Annotated in this window: 23 protein-coding genes; 4 read left to right on the top strand and 19 right to left on the bottom strand. The window is 71.1% G+C overall.

Annotated features, from left to right (window positions below):
• Positions 1 to 7 precede the first annotated feature (7 nt).
• The 4 genes from VI078_09550 to VI078_09535 form a co-directional block, all read right to left on the bottom strand.
• Positions 8 to 1,363, bottom strand: coding sequence for a sigma-54 dependent transcriptional regulator (locus tag VI078_09550; GenBank protein HEY5999525.1), 1,356 nt, complete (start codon positions 1,361 to 1,363; stop codon positions 8 to 10).
• Entirely contained in the window at positions 1,360 to 2,805 is a 1,446-nt protein-coding gene (locus tag VI078_09545) for an ATP-binding protein (GenBank protein ID HEY5999524.1), read from the bottom strand. Before VI078_09545 ends, VI078_09550 begins: the two co-directional genes overlap by 4 nt.
• Before the next feature lie 97 nt (positions 2,806 to 2,902).
• The gene (locus VI078_09540) at positions 2,903 to 3,613 is read right to left on the bottom strand and encodes a hypothetical protein (protein HEY5999523.1); all 711 of its coding nucleotides are present in this window, start codon (positions 3,611 to 3,613) and stop codon (positions 2,903 to 2,905) included.
• 28 nt (positions 3,614 to 3,641) lie between these two features.
• Positions 3,642 to 4,145, bottom strand: coding sequence for a hypothetical protein (locus VI078_09535; protein ID HEY5999522.1), 504 nt, complete (start codon positions 4,143 to 4,145; stop codon positions 3,642 to 3,644).
• Positions 4,146 to 4,481: 336 nt separating this feature from the next.
• On the opposite strand from VI078_09535, the gene VI078_09530 reads away from it, so the two are divergent.
• Positions 4,482 to 5,927 carry a sigma 54-interacting transcriptional regulator gene (locus tag VI078_09530; protein HEY5999521.1) on the top strand — a complete coding sequence of 482 codons (1,446 nt, stop codon included), beginning with the start codon at positions 4,482 to 4,484 and terminating at the stop codon, positions 5,925 to 5,927.
• A 13-nt stretch (positions 5,928 to 5,940) separates the two neighbouring features.
• Here the strand turns inward: VI078_09530 and VI078_09525 are convergent, their stop codons facing one another.
• The 6 genes from VI078_09525 to VI078_09500 all read right to left on the bottom strand — a co-directional run bounded on the left by VI078_09525 (position 5,941) and on the right by VI078_09500 (position 11,742).
• Positions 5,941 to 6,582, bottom strand: coding sequence for a hypothetical protein (locus tag VI078_09525; GenBank protein ID HEY5999520.1), 642 nt, complete (start codon positions 6,580 to 6,582; stop codon positions 5,941 to 5,943).
• 8 nt (positions 6,583 to 6,590) lie between these two features.
• Positions 6,591 to 7,301 (bottom strand): L,D-transpeptidase, encoded by a 711-nt coding sequence (locus VI078_09520; protein ID HEY5999519.1) that lies wholly within the window; start codon positions 7,299 to 7,301, stop codon positions 6,591 to 6,593.
• Positions 7,302 to 7,312: 11 nt separating this feature from the next.
• Positions 7,313 to 8,428 (bottom strand): L,D-transpeptidase, encoded by a 1,116-nt coding sequence (locus VI078_09515; protein ID HEY5999518.1) that lies wholly within the window; start codon positions 8,426 to 8,428, stop codon positions 7,313 to 7,315.
• A gap of 49 nt (positions 8,429 to 8,477) precedes the next feature.
• The gene (locus tag VI078_09510; GenBank protein ID HEY5999517.1) at positions 8,478 to 9,116 is read right to left on the bottom strand and encodes a hypothetical protein; all 639 of its coding nucleotides are present in this window, start codon (positions 9,114 to 9,116) and stop codon (positions 8,478 to 8,480) included.
• Between the two features lie 222 nt (positions 9,117 to 9,338).
• Positions 9,339 to 11,144: a S8 family serine peptidase gene (locus VI078_09505; GenBank protein ID HEY5999516.1), complete on the bottom strand. Its 1,806-nt coding sequence runs from the start codon at positions 11,142 to 11,144 to the stop codon at positions 9,339 to 9,341.
• A gap of 130 nt (positions 11,145 to 11,274) precedes the next feature.
• Positions 11,275 to 11,742, bottom strand: a complete 468-nt coding sequence (locus tag VI078_09500; GenBank protein HEY5999515.1) for a DUF4149 domain-containing protein — start codon at positions 11,740 to 11,742, stop codon at positions 11,275 to 11,277.
• 133 nt (positions 11,743 to 11,875) lie between these two features.
• Between VI078_09500 and VI078_09495 the strand changes: the two genes are divergently transcribed.
• A complete protein-coding gene (locus VI078_09495; GenBank protein HEY5999514.1) occupies positions 11,876 to 12,082 on the top strand; it encodes a hypothetical protein in 207 nt (68 codons plus the stop codon).
• Positions 12,083 to 12,098: 16 nt separating this feature from the next.
• Here VI078_09495 and VI078_09490 read toward each other — a convergent pair whose 3' ends face one another.
• The gene (locus VI078_09490; GenBank protein ID HEY5999513.1) at positions 12,099 to 13,784 is read right to left on the bottom strand and encodes a mechanosensitive ion channel family protein; all 1,686 of its coding nucleotides are present in this window, start codon (positions 13,782 to 13,784) and stop codon (positions 12,099 to 12,101) included.
• A 107-nt stretch (positions 13,785 to 13,891) separates the two neighbouring features.
• On the opposite strand from VI078_09490, the gene VI078_09485 reads away from it, so the two are divergent.
• A complete protein-coding gene (locus tag VI078_09485) occupies positions 13,892 to 15,988 on the top strand; it encodes a glycosyltransferase family 39 protein (protein HEY5999512.1) in 2,097 nt (698 codons plus the stop codon).
• A gap of 27 nt (positions 15,989 to 16,015) precedes the next feature.
• On the opposite strand, the gene VI078_09480 is transcribed toward VI078_09485, so the two are convergent.
• From VI078_09480 to VI078_09445, 8 genes are all read right to left on the bottom strand, one after another.
• A complete protein-coding gene (locus VI078_09480) occupies positions 16,016 to 18,169 on the bottom strand; it encodes a copper-translocating P-type ATPase (GenBank protein HEY5999511.1) in 2,154 nt (717 codons plus the stop codon).
• Positions 18,170 to 18,223: 54 nt separating this feature from the next.
• Positions 18,224 to 18,964 (bottom strand): periplasmic heavy metal sensor, encoded by a 741-nt coding sequence (locus tag VI078_09475; GenBank protein ID HEY5999510.1) that lies wholly within the window; start codon positions 18,962 to 18,964, stop codon positions 18,224 to 18,226.
• Positions 18,965 to 19,114: 150 nt separating this feature from the next.
• Complete coding sequence (locus VI078_09470) at positions 19,115 to 19,501, bottom strand: PIN domain-containing protein (GenBank protein HEY5999509.1); 387 nt, start codon at positions 19,499 to 19,501, stop codon at positions 19,115 to 19,117.
• Positions 19,498 to 19,788, bottom strand: a complete 291-nt coding sequence (locus VI078_09465; GenBank protein HEY5999508.1) for a type II toxin-antitoxin system prevent-host-death family antitoxin — start codon at positions 19,786 to 19,788, stop codon at positions 19,498 to 19,500. Before VI078_09465 ends, VI078_09470 begins: the two co-directional genes overlap by 4 nt.
• Before the next feature lie 69 nt (positions 19,789 to 19,857).
• Positions 19,858 to 20,277 (bottom strand): type II toxin-antitoxin system VapC family toxin, encoded by a 420-nt coding sequence (locus VI078_09460; GenBank protein ID HEY5999507.1) that lies wholly within the window; start codon positions 20,275 to 20,277, stop codon positions 19,858 to 19,860.
• Positions 20,274 to 20,525, bottom strand: coding sequence for a type II toxin-antitoxin system Phd/YefM family antitoxin (locus VI078_09455; protein ID HEY5999506.1), 252 nt, complete (start codon positions 20,523 to 20,525; stop codon positions 20,274 to 20,276). The genes VI078_09460 and VI078_09455 overlap by 4 nt, the downstream gene beginning before the upstream one ends.
• A 68-nt stretch (positions 20,526 to 20,593) precedes the next feature.
• Positions 20,594 to 22,114: a YifB family Mg chelatase-like AAA ATPase gene (locus VI078_09450; protein ID HEY5999505.1), complete on the bottom strand. Its 1,521-nt coding sequence runs from the start codon at positions 22,112 to 22,114 to the stop codon at positions 20,594 to 20,596.
• 1 nt (position 22,115) lies between these two features.
• On the bottom strand, positions 22,116 to 22,520 hold the full coding sequence (locus VI078_09445) for a YraN family protein (protein HEY5999504.1): 405 nt from the start codon (positions 22,518 to 22,520) through the stop codon (positions 22,116 to 22,118).
• A 501-nt stretch (positions 22,521 to 23,021) separates the two neighbouring features.
• Here VI078_09445 and VI078_09440 point away from each other — a divergent pair.
• Complete coding sequence (locus VI078_09440) at positions 23,022 to 23,792, top strand: hypothetical protein (GenBank protein HEY5999503.1); 771 nt, start codon at positions 23,022 to 23,024, stop codon at positions 23,790 to 23,792.
• Positions 23,793 to 23,805: the final 13 nt, after the last annotated feature.

The raw sequence follows: 23,805 nt of genomic DNA, 5'->3' as shown, positions 1-23,805 counted from the left end.
CCCGGGCTCACTGGAGGCCGAACTTTTCCAGGCGGTACAGAAACGTCTTGTAGCTCATCCCGAGCAGCTTCGCGGCCTTCGTCGCGACGCCGCCGGACCGCTCCATGGCCTTGCGCAGCAGATCCTTCTCGACGGACTCGAAGTCGAGGCCCTCCTCCGGGATCTCGATCGCCCCCGCGCCCGCCGGCGCGTGCGCCTGCCGCAGCTCGCCGCGGATGTCGTCCTCGCCGATGGTGCCGCCCTCGTTGAGCAGGACCGCGCGCTCCATGACCGATGCGAGCTGGCGGATGTTCCCCGGCCAGCCGTAGTCGGTGAACGCCTTGAGCACGGCCGGGGAGACGCCCTTCACGCGCCTGCCGTACTCGCGGTTGTAGCGCTGCACGAAGTACTCGATCAGCTCCGCGAGGTCCTCGCGCCGCTCGCGCAGGGGCGGGAGCTCGACGGTGACGACGGCGAGGCGGTAGTAGAGGTCCTCGCGGAAGCGCCCCTCGGCCATCTCCTTCGCCAGGTCCTTGTTGGTGGCCGCGACGACCCGCACGTCGACCTTGATGCTCTCCTTGCCGCCGACGCGCCGGATCTCCTTGTCCTGGAGCGCGCGCAGGAACTTGGCCTGCATCGGCAGCGGCAGGTCCCCGATCTCGTCAAGGAAGAGCGTCCCGCCGTCGGTCAGCTCGAAGAGCCCCTCCTTGCGCGCCTCGGCGCCGGTGAAGGAGCCGCGCTCGTGGCCGAAGAGCTCGCTCTCGAAGAGCTGCTCCGGGATCGCCGAGCAGTTCAGCGGCGTGAAGGGCCTCTTGCGCCGCGGGCTGTTGAAGTGGATCGCGCGCGCCACCAGCTCCTTGCCGGTGCCGCTCTCCCCGCGCACGAGCACGGTCGCCGGCGAGGGCGCGATCTTGCGCAGCACCTCGAGCGCGTGCGCCATCTTCGGGGAGCGGCCGACGATCCCCTCCATGCGCACGCGGCCGAACAGCTCGTCCTGCAGACGGAAGTTCTCCTTGAGCAGCGCGGCGCGCTCGGCGGCGCGGCGCACCGTCAGCAGCAGCGTGTCCCGGTCCAGCGGCTTGGCGAGGTAGTCGAACGCGCCCTTCTTCACGGCGTCGACCGCCGAGGCGATCGTGCCGTGCGCGGTCATGATGATCATCGTCGGCTCGAAGGGCTCGCGCGGCACCGCGGCGATCAGCTCGATGCCGTCCATCCCGTCCATGCGCAGGTCGGTGAGGATCACGTCGGGCCGCAGCTCGCCGACGAGGGCGAGCGCCTCCTTCCCCGAGGAAGCGGTGTGCGTCTCGTAGCCGCCCTTCTCCAGGATCGTCTTGAGGATCCCCGCCTGCAGGGGTTCGTCGTCCACCACCAGCACCGTCGTCATGCCGCCGCGCCTCCCCGTGCCGCCGCGGGCAGCGGCAGGTAGAGCGTCACCGCGCTGCCCCGCCCCTCCTCGCTCGTGATGCCCACGCGCCCGCCGTGCTCCTCGATCACGCGCTTGATCAGCGCCAGTCCGAGGCCGAGCCCCTCGGTCTTCGTCGTGAAGAACGGGTCGAAGACCTTCGCCAGCTTCTCCTTCGGGATGCCCGTGCCGGTGTCGGCGACGACCAGTGCCAGATGCCCGCGCTCCTCGCGCGCGCCGATCGTCAGCGTGCCGCCGCCGGGCATCGCCTGGAAGGCGTTGAGCACGAGGTTGTAGAGGCAGGTGCGGAAGAAATCCGGGTCGAGGTCCAGCTCGGGCAGCGCCGCCAGCTCGCGCGCGATCGCGACGTGCTCGTGCTCCGCCTTCGCCGCGACGAGGGCGAGCACCCCCTCGACGAGCGGGCCGATCGCCACGCGCCGGCGGTTGAGCTCGAGCGGCCGGCCGAACTCCAGGAAGCTCTGCGCGAAGCGGCTGACCCGCTGGATCTCCTTCTTCATGTTGTCGCAGAGCGCGACGAACTCCGCCGCCGCGGCCGCGTCGGCCGGCGCGTGCGCCTCGCGCAGGTGGTCGATGGAGAGGCTGATGAAGTTCAACGGGTTGCGGATCTCGTGGGCGATGCTCTGCGAGAACTGGCCGATGCCGGCGAGGTGCTCGGCCTTGCGCAGCCGCTCGCGCAGGTCGCGCTCCTCGCGCAGGCGCCCGACCATGGCGTTGAAGCTCTGCGAGAGCGTGCCGATCTCGTCGCGGCGGTCCCCGGGCAGCTCCACGGTGAGGTCCCCCGCCGCGACGGCGCCGGCGGCGCGCACCACCCGCTCGAGCGGCGCGGTGTAGCGCGCCGCGAGCCAGACCGCGACCACCGTCCCGACCGCGAAGACCGCGAGGGCCACGGCGATCCGGCGCACCATGCTCGTCTGCAGGAAGAGATCGAAGTCCTCGGCGCCGATGCGCAGGTTCACGTAGCCGAGCTGCTTGCCCTGGGACTCCACGGGGAGCGTGACGTTGTAGAACTGCCCCTCCGTCTTCATCGGCTGGCCGAGTTCCGCCTGGAAGATCATCTCCTTCTTGCTCTGCGTGATGTACTTGCCGACGTTCTTCGGGTCCGTGCTGGCGACAATGCGGTCGGTGGTGCTGATGATCGAGATCTCGCGCACCCCCTTGGGGTTGAGCCGCTTGAGGTACGCCTGGAGGCGCTTCTCGTCGGGCGGGCCGGAGCCGCTGACCTCCTCCAGGCCGAACTGGATCGCCCGCGAGAGCTCGGCGGTGCGCCGCTCGAACTCGTTGTAGAGGACCTTCTCCGACTGGTAGTAGAGCAGCACGAGCGCCGCGACGAGCCCGAGCGAGAGCAGGATCATCATCGCGACGAGCTTGAAGCGCAGCGTGAAGCGGAACGGGGCGCGGGCCATGGCGCGAATGCTACCGAAAGGGGGGAGACGCGGCAAGACGCCGCCGTGTTCACGTCCCGGCGACGCCTTGCCGGTCTTCGCGTCCGAACCAGCCGCCTCAGGGAGCGGCAGGCTTGGCCTGCGCGTAATCGCCGACCAGTTCCGCGCAGACGTTGCCGACGTCGTCCTCCCGGGTCAGGTTGTACTGCGAACCCCGCTTGCGGTCGTAGAAGAGCACGGCGCCCGAGGGATCGATCAGGGCGAGATCCGCGTACGCCAGCCCCTTGCCTCCGACGACGCCGAGCAGCAGCAGGGCGCCCATCATCGCCTGGCGGCCGGCGGTCGAGACATGGTCGCGACCACTGACGATGACAACCGCGTCCAGCGCTTCTCGCGACGCAACCCTCACTGCCGCGGGCAGAGGAGCCACCCCTGCGATCTGGCCCCCGCTGGCGGCGAACGGGTCGAGGATGGCGCCGCGGGCCTGCTGATACTCCTTGAGGAGCGCCTGGACCTCGTCGTCAACCGTCAGCTCGACCGCAATCAGGCCGCGGCCGGCAACCTCCCGGGCAACCGCGCGCTGGAGCCGCTCGCGACAGGTGCCGGAGCCGGCGGCGTCCCACACCAGCCCGCCCGCGGCTTCGAGCCGGTAGATCTGAGCGTCGGCGACCGCGACGCCGACCCTCTTGGCCTCGCCCAGGCGACCGGTGAAGCCCGCTGAGACGACGTGCGACTGCGGCGACGCGCAGCCGGCAGCGAGCAGGGCGAGGAAGACCCCCAGTGCCACCGCTGCTGCCGTCGCCCCGCCCGAAGTCGTGTTCCTGTTCATCTTCATACCTCCCGCGACCGCGCCGGCCCTACGAAGCGACGAGCAGCCGCGCTGCGCGGCCCAGGTCGCCCCCGGCGCCACGTCCGGCCGCCGCCCGCCGTCGGTCGACGAGCTGCAGGGTGCAGGTCATCCGCACCAGCTTCGGCCCGCTGGCGATCGTGGTGGTTCCCGACATCGTTTCCTCGCTGTCCTTTGCGGCGGCGATGCTGAAGACGCCGCTGCCAACCCTCCCCTCGACGGCGAAGGTGCCTGCCGCGGGGTCGCACGTGCCCGTGAGCGTCGGCAGACCCTCGATCGCGACGGACAAGCGCGTTCCCGCCTGGGTGACGTGCGCCACGTCGACGCCCTGCATCCCCACCGGAATTTCCCGGACGTTGCTCTGGATCACGCGCGAGGTGATGTTCCATGTGCCGTTGAAGTCGAATTGATCGTCCCCGCCGCCACCGCCGCCGCAACCTACCGACAGCGCGACCGCGGCAACCAACACGATGACGAGCGCGAGAATCCCCCTGCCCACCCCCGACATGTTCATGACTGCTCCTTTCCCGACACCAGCGATGTTGGCGATTGCGAGCCGACGGTGCGGCTCCCTTCGCGCGTCGCGTTGCCTCCTCCTCCTTTCCCTCCGCGCAGCGCTTGCCAATTCGGTTTAGCAGGAAGTGTGCCCGGCGCGACTCAAAGGGTATTTGTGCAGCACTATCCGTTCGTTATGGCGCATGTTCCGGCGTGTTGCACCTTGCGCGTAGCCAGATCGGCTGGCATTTTATGAACAGATGATATACACGTAATGCTCACCATTGCCCGGAGGGCGACGATGACATCTGCGAGGCTCAGGCTCCCGGCGAGGGATCGGGAATTCTTCGGTGAGGTGTCGCGCGCAGCGTTCGCCAACCCGTTCGGCGTCGAGCGCGCGGAGTTGGACCGCCAGCTCTCCGCGCCGGTCGGCAGCCCTGCGGCGACGGACCCCACGGACCACCTGATCGCGAGGGTGCGCACGGCAGTCGCACGGCTGGAGGCGGAGGGACTAGCCGACTCCCGCCGCTACGGCGCGCAGGAGCAACGCGTCCTCCAAAGCGTCTTTCTCTTCGATCTCTTTCATCTGCTGAGCGGCGAGTTCGACGCGCTGATCCGAGCTCAGCTCAAGGAGGCCGAGACGCCCTGCCCCGTGCCCTTCGGCCGCGACGCGATCGCCCGGCTTGTCGGGCGGGGCTTCCCCGCCGTCGACGCCCCGCGGTACTTCGCGATGCTCTTCCAGCTGCGCCGTGCCTACTTCTTCATCGATCGGGGACTCGTCGGGCAGAGCCCGTGCATGCGACAGCTGCGCCGCCAGCTCTGGGACAACGTCTTCACCAACGACATCCTTCTCTACGAACGTCACCTCTGGAACCGCATGGAGGACTACTCGACGCTCCTGCTGGGCGAGACCGGCTCCGGCAAGGGCACTGCGGCCGCGGCCATCGGACGCTCGGGCTTCGTGCCGTACGACCCGGGACGGGGCCGCTTCGTCGCGAGCTTCGCGAGCATCTTCATCCCCGTCAACCTCGCGCTCTACCCCGAGGCCCTCATCGAGTCCGAGCTCTTCGGCCATCGCAAGGGCGCGTTCACCGGGGCGATCGAGAACCAGGAGGGGCTGCTGGCAACCTGCAGCGCACACGGCTCGGTCTTCCTCGACGAGGTCGGGGACGCGTCGATCCCGGTCCAGGTCAAACTGCTCCAGGTCCTCCAGGACCGCACCTTCTCCCCGGTCGGCAGCCACGAGCGCTGCCGGTTCCGGGGCCGCGTGATCGCTGCCACGAACCGGCCGTTGGGCGAGCTGCGCCGGCGGGGACTGCTCCGCGAGGACTTCTACTATCGGCTTTGCTCGGACTGCATCGTCGTTCCCAGCCTGCGGCAGCGCCTGGCCGAGGACCGCGGGGAGCTGGCGCTGGTCCTGGCGAAGATCCTGGAGCGTCTTCTCGGCAGCGCTCCGGGGCCGCTGCTCGCCCGGCTCCTCGACCGCATCGATCGGGAGATTGGTGCCGCCTACCCCTGGCCCGGCAACGTCCGCGAGCTGGAACAGTGCGTCCGCCGCATGCTCCTCACAGGCCACTATCGCCCCGATGCGCACGAGCCGCCCGCCGAGGAGGGCGCGCGCCTCGCGCAGGCCTTCGCGACAGGCTCGCTCACCGCACAGGAGCTTCTTTCCGCCTACTGCGCCAGCCTCTATCGCACACACCACACCTACGAGGCGGTGGCGCTGCGGACGGGACTGGACCGGCGGACCGTCAAGAAGTACCTGCAGGCGCCTTCGAAGACCGTTGAGAGGCGGGCCTAAAGCCGCGCCCGCTTCAGCGCGGCGGGATCAGGATGCCGTCGAGGCCCTCGAAGAAGGACCAGTACACGCGCCGCGCGTCCTCGGGGCGCAGCACCAGGAGCGCGGTCGTCGCCTCGCGCCGCTCGCGCCGCTGGCGCAGCGTGACGAGCGGGCGCAGCAACCGCCAGCGCCAGATCTCGAGGCGCTGGCGCCAGACCGCGCCGCGGCCCTCCGCCGGCGAGGCGAGCGGGACGACCTCGATGTCGATGTCGCCGGCCAGCCGCATGTGGTAGCGCGCGGGCATGTCGACGAGTTCGAGGAGCTGGTCGTCGATGCTGGACATCGTCGCCGGCTTCTCCTCGCCGGGCTTGATCTCGGGCCGCGCGAGCGCGTCGCGCGCCTCCACCACGCTCGGGCCGATCGCCGGCCGGCGGCCCCAGACGACCTCCTGCTCGATCGGCAGGTCGAAGAGGCGCATCCCGCGCGTCATGAGCACGACGCGGCGCGCCTCGAAGTCCAGCACGAAGTAGGGCTTCGGCGTCGCGGCCAGCGCGGCCTCGGCCGTCAGCCTCCGGTTGAGACGCCACAGCGACTGCGCGTCTTCGGCGACCGCCGGCGCGGCGGGCGCGGACGCGAGGAGCACGGCGGCGAGCAGGACGGCGGGGACGCGGCGCATCGCGGTGCCTAGAAGATGTAGACCTTCGTGCCGAGCGGCACGCTCTTGTAGAGGTACTCGAGGTCGGCGTCGCCGATGCGCACGCAGCCGTGCGTGACGTTGCGGCCGAGCAGGCGCGTGTAGAGCGTCCCGTGCAGGAAATAGCCGTTGCCGATGCCGAGGGCGTAGTCGCCGAGGACCCCCTCCTCCACCCGGTCGTCGTACTTCTTGGGGATCGCCTCGCCCTCCTCGATGAACGCCCAGTCCGGCTTGATCCAGGTCGGGTGCTTCGCCTTGGACTTGACCTGGCGCTCGCCCCGCGGCGTGTCGAACACCCAGGTGCGCCCGCCCTTCGGGTCTTCGAGGACCCCGCCGCTGCCGCAGGAGACGACGATCTCGCGCACCACCTTCTCCCCGTCCTTGACGGTGAGGCGGTTGCGGCCGGTGTCCACGACGAGGAAGAGCCCCTTGGGCCGGACCTTCTCGATCTTCTTCTCGAGCTGGCGGTTCTCCGCGGCCAGGGCCTTCGCGTCCTCGACCGCGGGCGCAGCCGGCCCGGGCGCGTTGCGCGCGAGGAACCAGCCGGCCCCGACGAGCCCGCCGAGGGCGACGAGGGCGAGCACCACCACCGAGAGCACGACCGCCAGCGCCGCGCGCAGGGCGACGCGGAGCGCGCTGCGGGGCCGGGGCGGCCGCGCGGGGACGTCCAGAGGGACGGGGGGTGGTGCGTCGGCGACCATGATGATGCCGCCTAGAGACCCTTCATCGCCTGCGAGATGCTGTTCTCGAAGTCCCGGGCCCCGACGATCGTCACCGGCGTGTTGATGTCCGCGAGCGCGTAGATTTCGTCCATCTGGTGGTTGTCGAGCGCCACGCAGCCGTACGTCTGGCCATCCTTGCCGCCGCCGTGGATCTCGATGAGCCCGCCGATGCCGACCCGGCGCGGGATCTGCCCGCGGCGCTTGGCCAGGTCGAACTGGCGGCGGTCCTCCTCGTTCGGGTAGTTGATCAGGAGCGCCTTGTAGTACCGGCTCTGCGCCAGCTTCTTGGTGATGCGGTACTTCCCCTCGGGGGTCGCGCGATCGCCCGCGCAGACCTTGTCGCTCACGCTGCGGGAGCCGAGACCGACCCGATACGTCCTGACGAGGCGCCCCGCGTTGTAGAGGTACAGCTGGCGGTCGACCTTGCTGACCACGATCGCGTACCCGCCCCGCAGCTTGGACTCCCGGATCGTCTCCTCGACCTTGCGGCGCCAGTGCGCGATCTGGTCCTCGTCGAGGAAGCGCTGGATCGCCGGGGTCACGACCTCCTTGGCGATCTTGGCGAAGGTCGCCGCCCGCGCGAGCCGCTCCCCGGCCTCGCGGTAGCGCGCCTGCGCGGCCAGGCCCTCGGCCTCGTCGGTGAGCAGCTCCGCCTTGGCGAGGAACTCGCGGGAGGCCTTGCCGATGCTGATGAGCGACGTCAGGGTGTCCAGCCGGTCGAGCTTGTCGCGCTGGGCCTCGAGGCGCTGCGCGAAGTCGCCCTTCTGCTGGTCGCGGCGCTCGCCGATCGCGACGAGGATCGTGTCGCCCTCCGCGAGAACCTTCTGGTACTGCGCGGTGAGCCCGTCGTGGTCGCGGAACCAGACGAACTTCGACTCGTTCTCGATGTTGGCGTCCTTGGCCCGGCGCAGGTGCGAGAGGTATGCCCGGTACTCGTCCGCGGCGAAGGCCTCGGCCCCCGCGCGCCAGAGCTTGCGCTCCTGCAGCTCGGCGAGGCGCGCCTCGAACGGCTCGCCCTTCGCGCAGCCGGCGAGCAACAAAAACAGGAGGCCCCACGGCGCTCGCCGCAGGGCCTCCCGTGCAACCGTTCGGAGTGATTCCGTCACGTCGTCTATGATACCAGATTCACCCCGTCCGTTTCAGCCTGCTTCGACCTTACTTCTTGGGGGCCGCGGCCTTGGGGGCCTTCTTCTTGCCCTTGGGAGCCTTGTCGATGGCGGCCTGCACCTGCGCGCTGATCTCGGCGGCCTTCGCGGAGATCGCCTTCGCCTTGTCCGAAGCGGCGTAGAACTCCTCGCTGTTGATCAGCGTGGTGACCTCGGCGACCGAACCCTCGATGCCGGCCAGGTCGGCCTTCAGCGCGTCGATCTCGGCCTTCGTGCCCTTGCCCGTGGGGGCCTCGGCGAGAAGGGCCTTCGCCTGCGCGATCGCGGCGGTGGCGGCGGCGGCGTCGGCGTTGGCGGCCTGCTTCGCGGCCTCCTTCTTCTGGATGGCCTCGGTCTTGAGGGCGCCGGCGTCAGAGGTGACCTTCGCGATCATCGCCTTGGCGTTGTCGTAGTTCTTGAAGAGCTTGCCTTCCTGCTTCTTGACCTCGTCCTGCGCCGCGGCCCAAGCGTCGTTCAGGGACTTGAGGCCGTCGACCGCGTACTTGTTGGCGCCCGCCGAGACGGCGGCGTCGATCGCCACCTTGGCGGCGTCCATCTCCTGCGTGGGCGGCTTCGCGCAGCCGACGAGCAGGGCGGCCATGAGCATCACGGAAATGCCGGTGGACAGGTACTTCACCAGAGCCTTCATTCTTTCGCTCCTCCCGACTAAAGGGTTGTCTGCCGAACGCCCGCCGCACCCCATCGGTGCACTGCGTCGTTCGCCAAGACGGAGTAGCAATATCAATGCCAAACGCAACATATTGAAAACACTGAGTTATGCTTGGAGTTCGTATTCCTCAAATGAGGAATGCCCTGCCTTTTTCGGGATGCGTCGGCCGCCGCTGCCGGCTATCCGCCGCAACGCGGCTGCTCAGGGACCGGCGGGGGTGACGACGACGACGACCGCACGGCTGACGATGACGGCGCCGGCGCCGTCCAGCAGGCTCGCCCGCAGCCGCATGCGCGTGTTCGCCGCCACCACGGGGGCGCGCCACCAGGCGGCCCGGGCGGACGGGCCGAGGTTCGCGCGCCGGGTCCACGTCTTCCCGTCGTCCCCGGACACGTCGACCGTGATGGCCGCCACCGGCCACGGCGTCGCATAGACGGCCCAGCGCAGGGCGAGCAGCGAGCCGGCGACGACGGTCGCGCCGGGGGCCGGCGCGGTGATGCGCAGCGATTCCACGGTGAAGCCCGAGCGCGTCGCCACCCCAAGCAGCCGCCCCGCGCCATCGTACGCCGCCACCTGAACCCGGCCGGTGGTCAGCGGCGGCCCCACGACGGGTGCCCGCCACGGCGTCGAGGTCCCGGCCGTCGAAGCCGCGATCTCGCTCCAGGCTGCGGACGCGGCGCGCTCGAAGAGGACGCGGTAGCTCGCCGCACCCGGCACGGGGTCCCAGGAGACCGCGGTGTCGCTCCCGGATGCGAGCGCCGCGCCCGCTGCGGGCGCGAGCATCGTCATCGCTGGCAGCGTCGCGCCGGCGTCGACGCGGCCGTTCCCGTACGACGTGTCGAAACCGGCCGGCCCCAGGTCGGCCGCCGTCGCCTCCAGGTAGTCCCGCACCACCTCCGGGTCCGTGATCCGGCGGCTCGCGAGGAGGGCCGCCGCCCCCGTCACGTGCGGCGTCGCCATCGAAGTGCCCATCATCGAGACATAGCCGCCGCCGAGATACGTCGAGCGGATCGGCTGGCCCGGCGCGACCAGGTCCAGCGCGGCGCCGACGTTCGAGAAGTACGAGAGGTTGTCGTTGAAGTCGGTGGAGCCGACGGCGATGACCGAGGGGTAGGCCGCCGGGTAGATCACCGGCCCGCCGGAGTCGTTGCCGGCGGCCGCCACGATGGTGATCCCCGCGGCGCGCGCCCGGTCGCAGGCGACCTCCATCGGTTCCCACGGGGCCGGACCGCCGGCGCTGTAGTTCGCGATCCTGACGCCGTTGACGATGCACCAGTCCAGCGCGGCGATGAAATCGGAGTAGTACCCGGAGCCCTGGTCATCGAGCACCTTGAGGGCGTAGAGGCTCACCCCCGGCGCGACGCCGACGACGCCGATCCCGTTGTCCTGCGCCGCGATGATCCCCGCGACGTGGGTCCCGTGGCCGAAGCCGTCCCACGGGTAGGGGTCGTCGTTCACGAAGTCGTAGCCGCCCCGGTAGGCGGCCGCGAGGTCCGGATGGACTGCGCCGCCCGCGTCGGCCCAGATGCCGGTGTCGATGACGGCGACCTTGACGCCCGCGCCGCTGCGGGTGCCGCGGCTCGCCGGGTCGGCGTGGATCCGCGCGACGCCCCAGGGGACGAACTGGCCCACCGCCCGCTGGTCGCGGCTGTCGGGAGCCGCCGCCTCGACGTCAGGGTCGGCCTCGAGCTCGACGAGCGCCTCCGCGAGCCGCTCGGGACGCACCGTGACGACGTCGCCCCCGATCCGGTGGAACGTCCGCGTGACCCGCCCGACGCCCCTGCGCGCCAGCCGCTCCGCCGCGCGCTCCGCCGGCGCGCCCTCGCGCTGAACCACGACGATGCGAACCTCGCCTTCACCGTCACGCTCCGCGGAAGACCACGCCTCGGGCGACGCCAGTTTCTGGCGCGGCGCGGCGGCAGCCGGCGCCGCCCCGAGCAGGAGGCACGCGACCGCAGCGGCCAGCGCAACGCCAACCGGGCGAGTCAGCAAGCTTTTCGTTCCCATCTTCTCCGTCGCCGCCTCCCGCCCGTAGTACGATGCCCGCGCAAACTTGTCACGTTGGATGTCCGATGGCTGGCGGTGGTTCCCCGCACGCGCGGCCCGCGGCGCCGTGTGGACCGGCCGCCGCCCCGCGTCAGCGGCGGTTCAGGGGCACCAGCGCGAGCAGGACTGCCCCGTCCGCGAGGGTCAGCAGGTTCAGCAGCATGCTCGTCCCGTGGAGGGCCCGGAACTGTCGGCGCGCCGGGGCGTCCGGCTCGGCCTCGAACGTCTTGACCTGTGCCTTCACCGCGAGGATGCGCGGGTAGAGTCCCCACTGGATGTACGCCTGCACGCACACCGCGGCGAGAGCCAGGGCGAGACAGAGGGCCGGCAGCCGCACGGCGAGCGTGCGCCGCAGCAGCGCCAGCAGCAGCGCGGCGAGCGCCGCGGCCGCCAGGAGCACCGCGAAGTAGTGCGGCATCATGGTGCCGACGACGTCGCCCGCCGTGTTGCGCGGGTAGGCGCCGAAGATCGCCGGCGTCAGCACGAAGGTGTAGAGGGCGCCGCCGCCCACCCACACGGCGAGGGCGAACAGGTAGAGCGAGCTGCCGAGCGATCGCATGGCACCATTTCCTTTCCGGCGTCTGTCCGGGCGGCAGCCTAGCAGGATGCAGGGGGAATTGACAGAGGCGCCAGGAACGAGCTATCTATCAGCGGGCAACGAAGACGAGCGCCACCCCCGGAGAGCGGACACCATGAGCGAGCAGAAGCAGAACGCCAGCGCGGCGCCCGGGCCGGCCGCGGGGACTCCGCCCCCCGTGAAGGCCGATCAGGAACCGCCGGCCACGCTGGGCCAGAAGATCTTCATCGTCGTCCTGTACCTCTACGTGGCCTCGCTGGTCTGGCTGGTGCTGAGCCACCACTGGTACGGCGTCCTGCCGACCTGGCTCGACCCGCACTAGACGGCCGGGAGGGCGGTCACCCCCGGGCGGGCGGCGCGCCGGGCGCCCTGTCGCGGCCCAGGTAGAGGGTCTGCGAGGGGAACGCGAACGCGGTCCCCGCCTCGGCGACCAGGTCCATCATCCGCAGGTACAGCTCCTCGCGGACCGCGAGGAACTCCTCGTTATCCCGCGTGTCGACGAACGCCGAGACCTCGATCTCGAGGGCGGAGGGGCCGAAGCCCGCGAAGCTCACGACGAGCGGGTCCCGGACCACTTTCGGGTGGGCGAGGAACGCCTCGCGGATCGCCGCGACCAGCCGCCGCATCTGCTGCGGCGTCGTCTCGCAGCGCACGCCGAGCTTCGCGGCGATCCGGAAGCGGTCGCGGACCGTGAAGTTCTCGATCTCGATCGCCGCCAGCTCCGCGTTCGGCACGCTGACCACCGTCCGGTCGAGCGTGCGCACCCGCGTCGAGCGCAGCCCGACATCCTCCACCGTCCCGACCTTGTCGCCGAACTTGCACAGGTCGCCGACCCGGATCGGGCGGTCGACGGTGAGCACCACGCCGCCGAAGACGTTCTCGAGGGTCTTCTGCGCGGCCAGCGCGACCGCCAGACCGCCGATGCCGAGCCCCGCGACCACCCCGGTGACGTTGAAGCCGAGGTTCTGCAACAGGCCGAGCACGCCGAGCGCGACGATCAGCACCTTCCCCGCGCGCCGGCCGAGGTTGACCATCGAGACGGCGCCGCGGCGCTCCTCGCGCGCCATGCGCTCCTGGGCCGCGCGCGAGAGCAGGTCGACCACGCGCAGGAAGACCCACGTCAGGAGCGCGATGGTCAGGCCGCGCGCGGTCCGCACGAGCGCCGCCTGCGCGCCCATCGAGAGCCGCAGCCAGTACGTGCTCGCCAGGAGCAGGTACAGCGTCAGCATGAGCCGCACGGGCCGGTGCAGGGCATCGGCGATGCGGTCGTCGAGGTCGCTCTCGGTGCGGCGCACCAGCAGGAGGGCGATGCGGCGCAGCACCCAGGCCGCCGAGAAGCCGAGGAGCCAGGCGGCCAGCGCGAGGACGGCGAGGCCGAGCCACTGCCAGAGGTCCATGCCGAGGGCGCGCCAATCGACGAACTCCCGCGGGAGCCGGTCGACAAAGAGCGGGTAGCCGTACTCGGCGTACAGGTCGGGGACGCGCCGCACCGTCGAGGCCGCGATGCGCCAGACCTCGCCTCCGGCCGGCCCGGGCACCCGCGCCAACAGCAGGTCGACCGCGCCGTCGCGCCCGCGGACCGTGGCGAGCCGGTCGCGGTTCGCGGGCAACCCGTCGTTCCCGATGCCGGCGGGGTCATCGGCGAGCGCGTCGAGGTCCAGCGTCAGCGTGCGATCGAGGACGACCTGCAGCTCGCGGGCGAGGCGCCCGCCCCCGGCGGCCCGCTCCGCCGCGGGGACCGCGGAGAGGTCCAGGTACCGTGCGGCGCCCTCGTAGTCGCCGCGGCGCGCGTGCGCCAGGTATTCGCGGACCGCGCCGCGCGGGGTCTCCTCACCGGGCCCCTCGGCGACGGGGCGGCTGGCGCCCGGCAGGACCGGGAGCGCCGGAAGCGAAACCGCGAGCGCGCCCCCCGCGGGCGACGCGGCCACGATCGCCCCTGCAACCAGCAGACGCGCCAAGGCGCGGCGGGCGCGGGGGCGCGCCGGCACGGCACGGCGGGACCGTCGGGAGGCGAGCGCGAGCATGGCGCGCATTCTACGCGATTACGGCGCGCGATTGCAGAAGCGGCGCCGACGGCGCGGGCCCGCCCGCGACGCATTGCCGCCCCGCCGGAAACCTGATAGAAATCCTCATGGATCATTCCCCGAAGCGCGCAGAGCGAAAGGTCCGGGCGCTCGCCGCGCTCGTGCTACTGGTGCACGTCGCCCTCGCCAACAGCGCGGCCTGGGACAAGTGCAGCGCGTTCGACGAATACGCGCACATCGCCAGCGGCGTGAGCATCTGGGCGACGGGCGACTACCGCATGGCCGCGTGCGGCATCGGCCAGTACCGCTGGATGACGCTGCCGATTGTTCTCGGCGACTATCGACTGCCGGCGGCGGCCGGCGAGGTCTGGGAGCGCGCCGCGAACTGGAAATACGGCCGGGCCCTGATGTTCGAGCTGGGGAACGATCCCCAGCGCATCCTGCACGCGACGCGCCTGATGACCTCGCTCCTCAGCGCCGTGCTGGGCGCGCTCGTGTTTGCCTGGGCGCGGGAGCTCTTCGGCGCGGCCGGCGGTCTCGTGGCGCTGGCGGTCTATGCCTTCAACCCGACGGTGCTCGCGCACGGCAGCGCGGCGACGCTCGACCTGGCGGCGGCGCTGGCGTTCACTGCCGCGATCTGGACGCACTGGCGGCTGCTGCACCGGCTCTCGCCGCTGCGCCTCGCCGGCACCGGCCTGATCTGGGGCTGGGCGCTCACGGTCAAATTCTCGACGCTGCTGCTGCTGCCCATGGCTCTTGCGCTCGTGGCGGTGCGCGTCGCGGCCGCCCGGCCGTGGGAGGTCCGGTGGGGCGCCCGACGGATGGACATCACGACGCGCGGTGCCATGATCGCCAGCGCGGCACTGGTCGCCGCGGCGCATGCGGCGGTGTCCTGGCTTCTGGTCTGGGCAATGTTCGGCTTCCGCTTCGAGATGCACCGCCGCCTCGCCGGCGGCGTGCCGGACCCGGCGGTCATCCAGTTCTCGGACTGGCTGCCGCGGGCCGGAAGCTACGCGCCGCTCGTCGAACTGTTCCACCAGTGGCGGCTGCTCCCCGAGGGTCTCCTCTTCGGCCTCCTTGACACGATGGGCACCGTCGAGAAGTTCAACACCTTCCTCAACGGGCGCTTCGGGTATTTCGGCTTCGCCTCGTTCTTTCCGTACGCCCTGCTCTACAAGACGCCGGTGCCGGCGTTCCTGCTATCCGGCGCCGCCATCGCGGCCTTCGCGGTGGGCCTGCGCCGGCGCGCCGGCGCCCAGGACGATGCGACGCCGGAGCCTGAGCGGCCCATGAACACGTGGTACAAGGCGATGCCCTTGTGGGTCATCTTCCTCGGGTACGGCTACGCGGCGATCGTCAGCCGCATCGACATCGGCATCCGCCACATTCTGCCGATATTCCCGGCGCTGTGCATCCTGACGGGCGCCGCCGGGCATTGGCTGCGGAGCCCGGCACGCCGCTCCCGCTGGCGGAGCGTCCCCGCATTGCTCGTGGCCCTCAGCCTGCTCTGGCTCGTCGCGGAGACGGCGGCGGCCTACCCGAACTACCTGGCATATTTCAACGTCGTGGGCGGCGGATCGAGGCGCGGCTACCGTCACCTCGTCGACAGTTCCTTCGACTGGGGGCAGGAACTGCCGGCTCTCAAGACCCGGCTCGACGCCCTGGATGCCGGCCCAGGACCGCCGCCCACGGTCTATTTCTCCTATTTCGGTTCCTCGCCCCCGAGCGCGTACGGCATCCGCGCGCGGATGCTCCCGTGCTTCTTCGACGTGGGCTTCCTGGAGCCGGGACTGCGTCAGCAGTTCGAGCCGGAACTCACGCCCGGCCTCTACGTGATCAGCGCATCCATGATGGAGTCCGTGTACAACGTTGTCGCGCCCGGGCCCTGGCGCACGGACTACGAGGAGCACTACCAGCGGCTGCAGCGGGAGGTGAAGGCATTCTTCGCGTCCGATGAGGCGGGCCGCCGGCGCCTGGTGGACGAGCGCGGCGTGGAGAACTGGGTCAAGGCCGTCGCCGACTTCGAGGGGCTGCGGTTCGCGCGTGTGTGCGCGTACCTGCGACAGCGGGAGCCGGGGGAAGAGATCAATCACAGCCTGCTCGTCTACTCCCTGACGCAGGAGGATCTGAAGGCGGCGCTGCACGGCCCCCCCGCCGAGGCCTACCCTCCGCCGGCGACCCCGGACGGCAACGTGCCGTACTGACCTCCGGGGCGCCGCCGAGTGCCGGGCCTAGATGCGCGCCCGGCGCAGCCGCAGGGCGTTGGCCACCACCGAGACGGAGCTGAAGCTCATCGCGGCGGCCGCGATGGCGGGGCTCAGCAACAAGCCGAAGAACGGGTAGAGCGCGCCGGCGGCCACCGGCACGCCCAGCACGTTGTAGACGAAGGCGAAGAACAGGTTCTGCTTGATGTTGGCCAGCGTCGCCCGGCTCAGCCGCCGCGCGCGGACGATGCCGAGCAGGTCGCCCTTGACCAGCGTCACGCCCGCGCTCTCCATCGCCACGTCGGTGCCCGTGCCCATCGCGATGCCGATCTGCGCCTGCGCCAGCGCGGGCGCATCGTTGATGCCGTCCCCGGCCATGGCGACGACGTACCCCGCGTCCTGCAACTGCTTCACGACCGCCGCCTTCGCCTCCGGCAGCATCTCGGCCACGACGTCGTCGAGATCGAGCTGCCGCGCGACGGCCGCCGCGGTCATGCGGTTGTCGCCCGTGAGCATCACGATCCGCAACCCCTCCTCGTGGAGCTGCCGGATCGCCTCGGGGGTGGTCTCCTTGATCGGGTCGGACACGGCCAGCAGCCCGCTGGCGGCGCCGTCGACGGCCACGAACATCACCGTCTGCCCCTCGGCCCTGAAGGCGTCCGCGCGCCCTGCCAGCCCGCCGAGGTCGACGCCGCGTTCCTCGAGCAGCGTCCTGGTGCCCAGCAGCACGGCGTGCCCGTCGACCGTGCCGGAGACCCCCTTGCCGGTGTGCGATGCGAAGTCGGCGACGGCCCCCGTCACCGCCCCGCGCGCGCCCGCGGCCGCGACGATGGCGGCCGCCAGGGGATGCTCGCTGCCCTTCTCCACGCTCGCCGCGAAGCGCAGGATCGCGGTGTCGTCGGTGCCGGGCGCCGCGACCACGCCGGTGACGCGCGGCCGCCCCTCCGTGAGCGTGCCGGTCTTGTCCACGAGGAGGGTGTCGGCCTTGCGCAGCGTCTCGATGGCCGCCGCGTCCCGGAAGAGCACGCCGCTCGTCGCGCCCCTGCCGGTGGCGACCATGATCGACATCGGCGTCGCCAGCCCCAGCGCGCACGGACAGGCGATGATCAGCACCGAGACCGCCGTGACCAGCGCGTAGGCGAGGCGCGGCTCGGGGCCGATCAGGTACCAGATGGCGAAGGAGCCGAGCGCGACGGCGATCACGATCGGCACGAACCAGCCCGAGACCACGTCGGCGAGCTTCTGGATCGGCGCACGGCTGCGCTGGGCCTCGGCCACCATCTGGACGATCCGCGCCAGGAGGGTGTCGGCGCCGACCTTCTCGGCCCGCATGACGAGCGAGCCCGTGCCGTTGACCGTCGCGCCGACGACACGGTCGCCCGCGCGCTTCTCCACCGGGATCGGCTCGCCGGAGATCATCGACTCGTCCACGGCGCCGGCGCCCTCGAGGACGACGCCGTCGACGGGCACCTTCTCGCCGGGCCGGATGCGCAGCCGGTCGCCGACCTGCACGTGCTCGAGGGGCACGTCCTCCTCGGCCCCGTCGTCGCGCAGCCGCCGCGCCGTCTTCGGCGCGAGCCCGAGCAGCGCCTTGATAGCGGCCCCCGTGCGGCTGCGCGCCCGCAGCTCCAGGACCTGGCCGAGCAGGATGAGCGTGACGATCACCGCGGCCGCCTCGAAGTAGCCGGGGACCATGCCGTCGGCGGTGCGCATCGCCGCCGGGAAGAGCCCCGGCATCACGAGCGCCACCACGCTGTAGACGTAGGCGACGGAGACGCCGAGGGCGATCAGCGTGAACATGTTCAGGCTGCGGTTGACGACGGAGCGCACGCCGCGGACGAAGAACGGCCAGCCCGCCCAGAGGACCACCGGCGTCGCGAGCGCCAGCTCCGCCCACATCAGGACGCCGGTTCCCACGGCCGCGTTGAGCGCGCGTCCGCCGGGGAGGACGTCGCGCATCGCGACCACGACGAGCGGCGCCGTGAGCGCGGCCGCGACGACGAAGCGCCGGCGCATGTCCGCGTACTCCGGGTTCTCCCCGGCGCCCGCCGCCGAAGCGGTGCGCGGCTCGAGGGCCATGCCGCACTTCGGACACGTCCCCGGCCCGACCTGGACGACCTCGGGATGCATGGGGCAGGTGTACAGCCCCGTCTCCACCACACCGCCGGACGTTGACGTCATCGCCGTGGGGTCCTCAGCGACAGCCGGAACCGGGTCGCGCACCCCGCGCGAACGCTAGTGGTGCTGCTCGTGCTCCGTGCCGCCGCCCGCGCCGCCGCCCGGTTGCTGCGGGGGCGGGGCCGGGGCGGCGGGAGCTGCCGGCTGCACGAGCTGGCCGCACTCGCCCATCCCCTGGAGCTTCTCCAGCTGCTCCCTGCTGAGGACGCCCCGCAGCGCGTACGCCGCCTGGAAGTGGACGAGCCGGATCTTCGTGCGCAGCGCCTCGGTCTCCTTGAGCTTGGACTCGACCCTGTCGAAGTCCACCTTGTCGCCCGCGACGAGGTCCGCGAGCTCCAGCTCGGCGACCTTCAGCGACGCCAGCGAGAGGATCACCTCCCGCCGGAAGGGGGCCAGCACGACCCTGAGCTTCTCCGCCTGCTCGTCGGAGAGCGCGAGCGCCTTGCGCATCCCCGCGAGATCGCCCTGCCCCATCATCATGCCTTCGGCCATCATCATGCAGCCGCGCGTCTTGCCCGGCATCGCCCAGTCCATTCCCGGCGACATCGCGGACCCCATCATGTCGGGGCCCATCATCCCGGCCGACATCATGGCGCCGCCCATCGGCTCCCTGGCCCCGCCCATCATGCCGGGCATCATCCCCGGTCCCATCATGCCCGCGGGCATCTCCCGCATCCCCGGCTGGACCGGCCCCGCTGGCCGCATCCCGCCGCCCATTCCTTCCGTCATCATCTGCGCCGAGGTCGTTCCCGGCGCCGCCAGCACGAGGGCCAGCAGCGTTGCTGCGAAGATTCTCATCGTCGTCCCTCCTGTCATGGGATCACCCCGCGGCCCGTGCCCTGCCGGCGACGGCGTCGACCGTGAAGCAGGACGGGTGCAGACCGGGGCTCTCGAGGCTGGTCCCAATATAGGGCGCGGCACCCCGAACGACAACGAGCGGTCCGCGCCCTACGGTGCGGTGACCGCGAATCCGGCCGCCTCCGCGGCGGCGCGCAGCCGGGCATCGTACGTCGCGAGCGCCACGCGCTGGCCCTGCTCCTCGAGAAAATGGAGGGAAGCCAGGTGCAGGGCGTCCAGCGTCCGCACCGGCGTCGGGAAGGGCTCGAGCGCGCGTGCCAGCACCGGCGGCGCCAGCTCGAGGAGGGCGATCCGCCCGATCAGAAGGCGCGCGTCCTCGCCGTGCGTGGCGGACATTCCGAGCGCGTTCAGGCGATTCCAGGTCTCGTATTCGAGCAGCCGGCTCGAGACGAGCGCCTCCTCCCAGAGGCCTGGGGCGGGAACGCGGTCCTCAGCGAGAAGCTGCGCGAGGATCACGGAGGTATCGAGATAGATCATCGGTCCGAGCGGTCGCGGTCGAGTCCGGCAAGCAGCTTCGCCAGCGTCATGCGCGGGTGTCGCGGCGGCGGTCCCGCTCCGGCAAGCAGAGGCGGCCTCAGCAGCCCCTTGCGCAGGGCTTCCGCGAGCAGCGCGTCGTCGACCGCCGCGGCCCTGCCGCCGGACGGGGCGCGCAGCTCCGCCACGACCTGGTCCCGGTCCGTCACGAGGATGACCTCGCCGCGGGCGGCAAGCCGGACGTACTCGCTGAGGCGGTTCTTGAGCGTCTTGATGCCGACGGCCTTCATGCGGCCAATGTAGCTACTGGTGGCTACCACGTCAACCGGCACTGCCACCCGCGTGCAGCTTCGGGCGTCCTACCGCCCGTGCTCCCAAGGGTTCACGACATCGAGCCCCCGAAAGACAAAGTCCTGCGAATTCCGCGTCACCATGCGCAGGCCGTTCTGGAGCGCGGTCGCGGCAAGAAGGCTGTCGACGGCCGGCACCGGGCGGCCGGCCTCTGCGAGCAGCCGGCCCCAGCGATCCGCCACCGCTGCCGTGACGGGCAGGAGCCGCTCTCCGAACCATTCCGCAAGATCGTTCTCCAGCCAGACCCTCAGCCGCTCCTTCCTGCGGGCATCCGTCAGGGCTTCGACGCCCTTTCGCAACTCGCCCAGCGTCAATACGCTCAAGTGAAGCGCGGTGTCCGGAACGTCCCGGAACCAGGCCACCACGCGCGGATTCGGTGCGTGCCGGGACAATTCGGCGACCACGTTGGTGTCGACGAGGTAGCTCACACGTCCACCGTGCGATCCGGCGAGCGGTCGCGCCCGAGCTTGAGATCGATCCCCGCGAAGGGGGACTGCCGCACGAAGGCGACGAACCCGGGCTTGGGCTTCGCGAGCCGCAGGTAATCCTTCTCTGAGATCAGCACGGCTGCGGTCTCCCCGCGAACGGTGATCTCCTGCGGCCCCTCCTTCGCGGCAGTCTTGACGAGCTCGCTCAAGCGGGCCTTCGCCTCCTGCAATTGCCAGCTGCGCTTCATGGCACACCCTCCTCATGGCCTGACTAGTCTGACTATATACATGGCGCGCCCGTTCGCGCAAGCGTCGTTCACGGGGACGTCCCCCGCTCCCGGTACTGGATCGCCTCCGCGACGTGGGCGACGCCGATCCGCTCCTCGGCGGCGAGATCGGCGATCGTGCGCGCCACCTTGAGCACGCGGGCATAGCCGCGCGCGGAGAGGCCGAGCGCGCGCATCGCCCCCTCGAGCAGGCGCGCACAGCTCTCGTCGTGGCGGCAGTGCAGCCGCACCTCGCGCGCGCCCATCTGGGCGTTGCAGTGCATCGCCGCCTCGTGCAGGCGCTCGCGCTGGCGGGCGCGCGCCGACTCGACCCGCGACCGCACCGCCACCGTCCCCTCCCCCGCCGGCGCCGCCGCGATCTCCTCGTACGAGAGCGCCGGCACCTCCACGTGCAGATCGATGCGGTCCAGCAGGGGCCCGGAGATGCGGGCCCGGTAGGCGTCGACCTCGCGCGGCGTGCAGGTACAGCTGCGCAGGCGATCGCCGCGGAAGCCGCAGCGGCAGGGGTTCATCGCCGCCGCGAGCATGAACCGCGCCGGGTACGTCAGCGTGAGCGCGGCGCGCGCGATCGTCACCTCGCCCGACTCGAGCGGCTGGCGCAGGTTCTCGAGGACGCTGCGCGAGAACTCCGGCAACTCGTCGAGGAAGAGCACGCCGTTGTGGGCGAGGCTCACCTCCCCCGGCCGCGGGTGCGAACCACCGCCGACGAGCCCGGCGTTGCTCACGGAGTGGTGCGGCGCCCGGAACGGACGCGCCAGCACGAGCGGCCGCGCCGGCGAGACCAGCCCCGCCACCGAGTGGATCCGCGTCGTCTCGAGCGCCTCCTCGAAGGACAGCGCCGGCAGGATGCCCGGCAGGCAGCGGCTGAGCAGCGTCTTGCCCGATCCGGGCGGGCCGACGAGCAGGATGTTGTGGCCGCCGGCCGCGGCGATCTCGAGGGCGCGGCGGGCGAACTGCTGCCCGCGCACCTCCTCGAGGCCGCCCTCGGCGAGCGGGCCCGGATCCGCCGCGGCGGGCGGCGTGGCGCGCTCGAGCGCGGCCTCGCCGTTGAGGTGCGCCACCACCTCGGCGAGGTTTCGGGCGGGCAGGACCTCCAGTCCGCGCACGAGCGCTGCCTCCGCCGCGTTGGCCGGCGGCACGACCAGGCCCCGCTCCCCGCCATCCCTCGCGGCAAGCGCCACCGGGAGCACGCCGCGCACCGCCTTGAGCCCGCCGTCGAGCGAGAGTTCGCCGAGGAGCAGCAGGCCGGCCGATGCCTCCGCGCGCGCCAGCCCCTGGGCCGCGAGTAGCCCAATCGCGATAGCGAGGTCGAAGGCGCTGCCTTCTTTGCGCAGGTTCGCCGGCGCAAGATTCACCGTGACGCGCCCGGCGGGGAACGCGAACCCGGAATTCACGATGGCGGCGCGGACGCGGTCGCGGCTCTCCCTCACCGCCTCGTCGGGGAGCCCGACGGTCGAGAACGTCGGCAGCCCGCTCTGCAGGTCCGCCTCGACGAGCACCGGGAACGCCTGCACCCCGAGGACCGCGGCGGAGCGGACGCGCGCCAGCATCTCACCAGCCCGCCGCCGGGAAGGCGTCCCGGAAGTGGCGGATGGCGGCGGCACCCCCGGGATCCCACGCGATGGCGACCACGTCGAACCGCGCCGGCCGCCCGAGCCAGCGCCGGTGCTGGAGGTACTGGAGCGCGAGCCGGGTCAACTGCCGCTGCTTGGCCGCGGTCACCATCTCTTCGGGGGCGCCGAAGCGGGGACTCCGGTTGCTCTTGACCTCGACGAAGACGATCGTCGCCCGGTCGACGGCAACCAGGTCGATCTCCCCGCGGCCGCAGCGAACGTTGCGATCGATTACCCGGTAGCCGCGCCGCTCGAGATACCGCGCGGCCAGCGCCTCGCCGCTGGCGCCGAGGGCGCGCCGGCCGTCGCCAGCATCGGCCGGCGTTTCCGTGGCGTCTCTCATCGGGACTGAGCGATGCAAGACGGGGACCGGCCGTTGTGACGATCGACGACTGATACACATTAATCATTCTTTTCATTATGTTAGGATCACTGAGCATTGCGCGATCAAGCCTGTCCCGGCGCGCGACGACTCGCACCGATGTGCCCTCCGGCGCCAGGTCCCGCACTCGGCCTGCGCCTCCCAGGGATGGTCTTTCGGCAAGCCGAATAGGCGCCGGACGCAGCGGGCATCCCGGCGGCCCACGCCCTCTGACTCGCTCAAAATGTGACGTACGTCACATCTTTTTCGTGACATGTATATATTGTTTCCACATAGATGACCGCGCTCTCTCCCCTGATGGGGGGTGGAACGACAAGGAGAAGAGCCGGCCAGAAAAAGAGATGGTGGGAACGAAGAAGCAGCGGACGCGAAACGCCACCGCGGCCAGCGTCCCCTGAAGACGAAAGGCGAATACTTAGTTGGCGACCATGGGCGATACCAGGGGTCGCAAGGGTGAATGCCATGAAGAAGAGCGTGCTCATCGCAGCCGCAGTGATCGCGGTCCTGACGACGGGGCAGGCGCTGGCGGCCAATCTGGGTCTCTCCCCGGCGAACCTCGCCATGACGCTCGCCACCGGAGACAGCGGCTCCACCACAGTCATCGGGAACGTGAACAACCCGCCTCTCATGCCGTACACGATCGCCATGCAGTTGCGGCCGGTCGGTGGCTCGCTCCCGGCGTCGTGGCTGACGACGCAGCCCGGGATGTTCACCAACCGCACCGCCGCCCTGTTGCTGACGCTCACCGTGCGGGTGCCGGCGTCGGCGGCCGCGGGGACCTACACCGCGATCGTCCAGCCGGTCGTGATGTCGTCGAGCATTCCGCTCGCGCCCGCGACCCAGCCCGTCCAGCTCGTCCTGACGGTGACCAGCAAGTGCGCGGCGCCGCCGGCGGTCTCGGTCTCGGCCGCGCCCGCGGAGCTGTCGTCGCCCAATGGCCGGCTCGAGGACATCGCCCTCTCGGGGACCGTCGCGGTGCCTGAGGGCTGCACCCTCGCGCGGGCCTGGTACACGCTCACGGACGAGTACGGCATCCTTGGCGAGACGAAGGACGTCGCCGTCGGGGCCGACGGCTCGTTCGCCTTCACCGCGCCGGTGCAGGTGTCGCGGCGCGGCGACGACAAGGACGGCAGGCTCTACCAGTTCACGGTGTCGGCATCCGACGAAGCCGGCACGGGATCGAGCGCACCGGCCAGCGTCGTGGTGGCGCACGATCAACGCGGCGGGAAATAGCGCCCGCTCCCGG

This window comes from bacterium (assembly GCA_036524115.1).
Taxonomy (GTDB): domain Bacteria; phylum JAUVQV01; class JAUVQV01; order JAUVQV01; family DATDCY01; genus DATDCY01.
The sequence above is the reverse complement of the archived record's forward strand: the minus strand, read 5'-3'. Positions and strand labels throughout refer to the sequence as shown.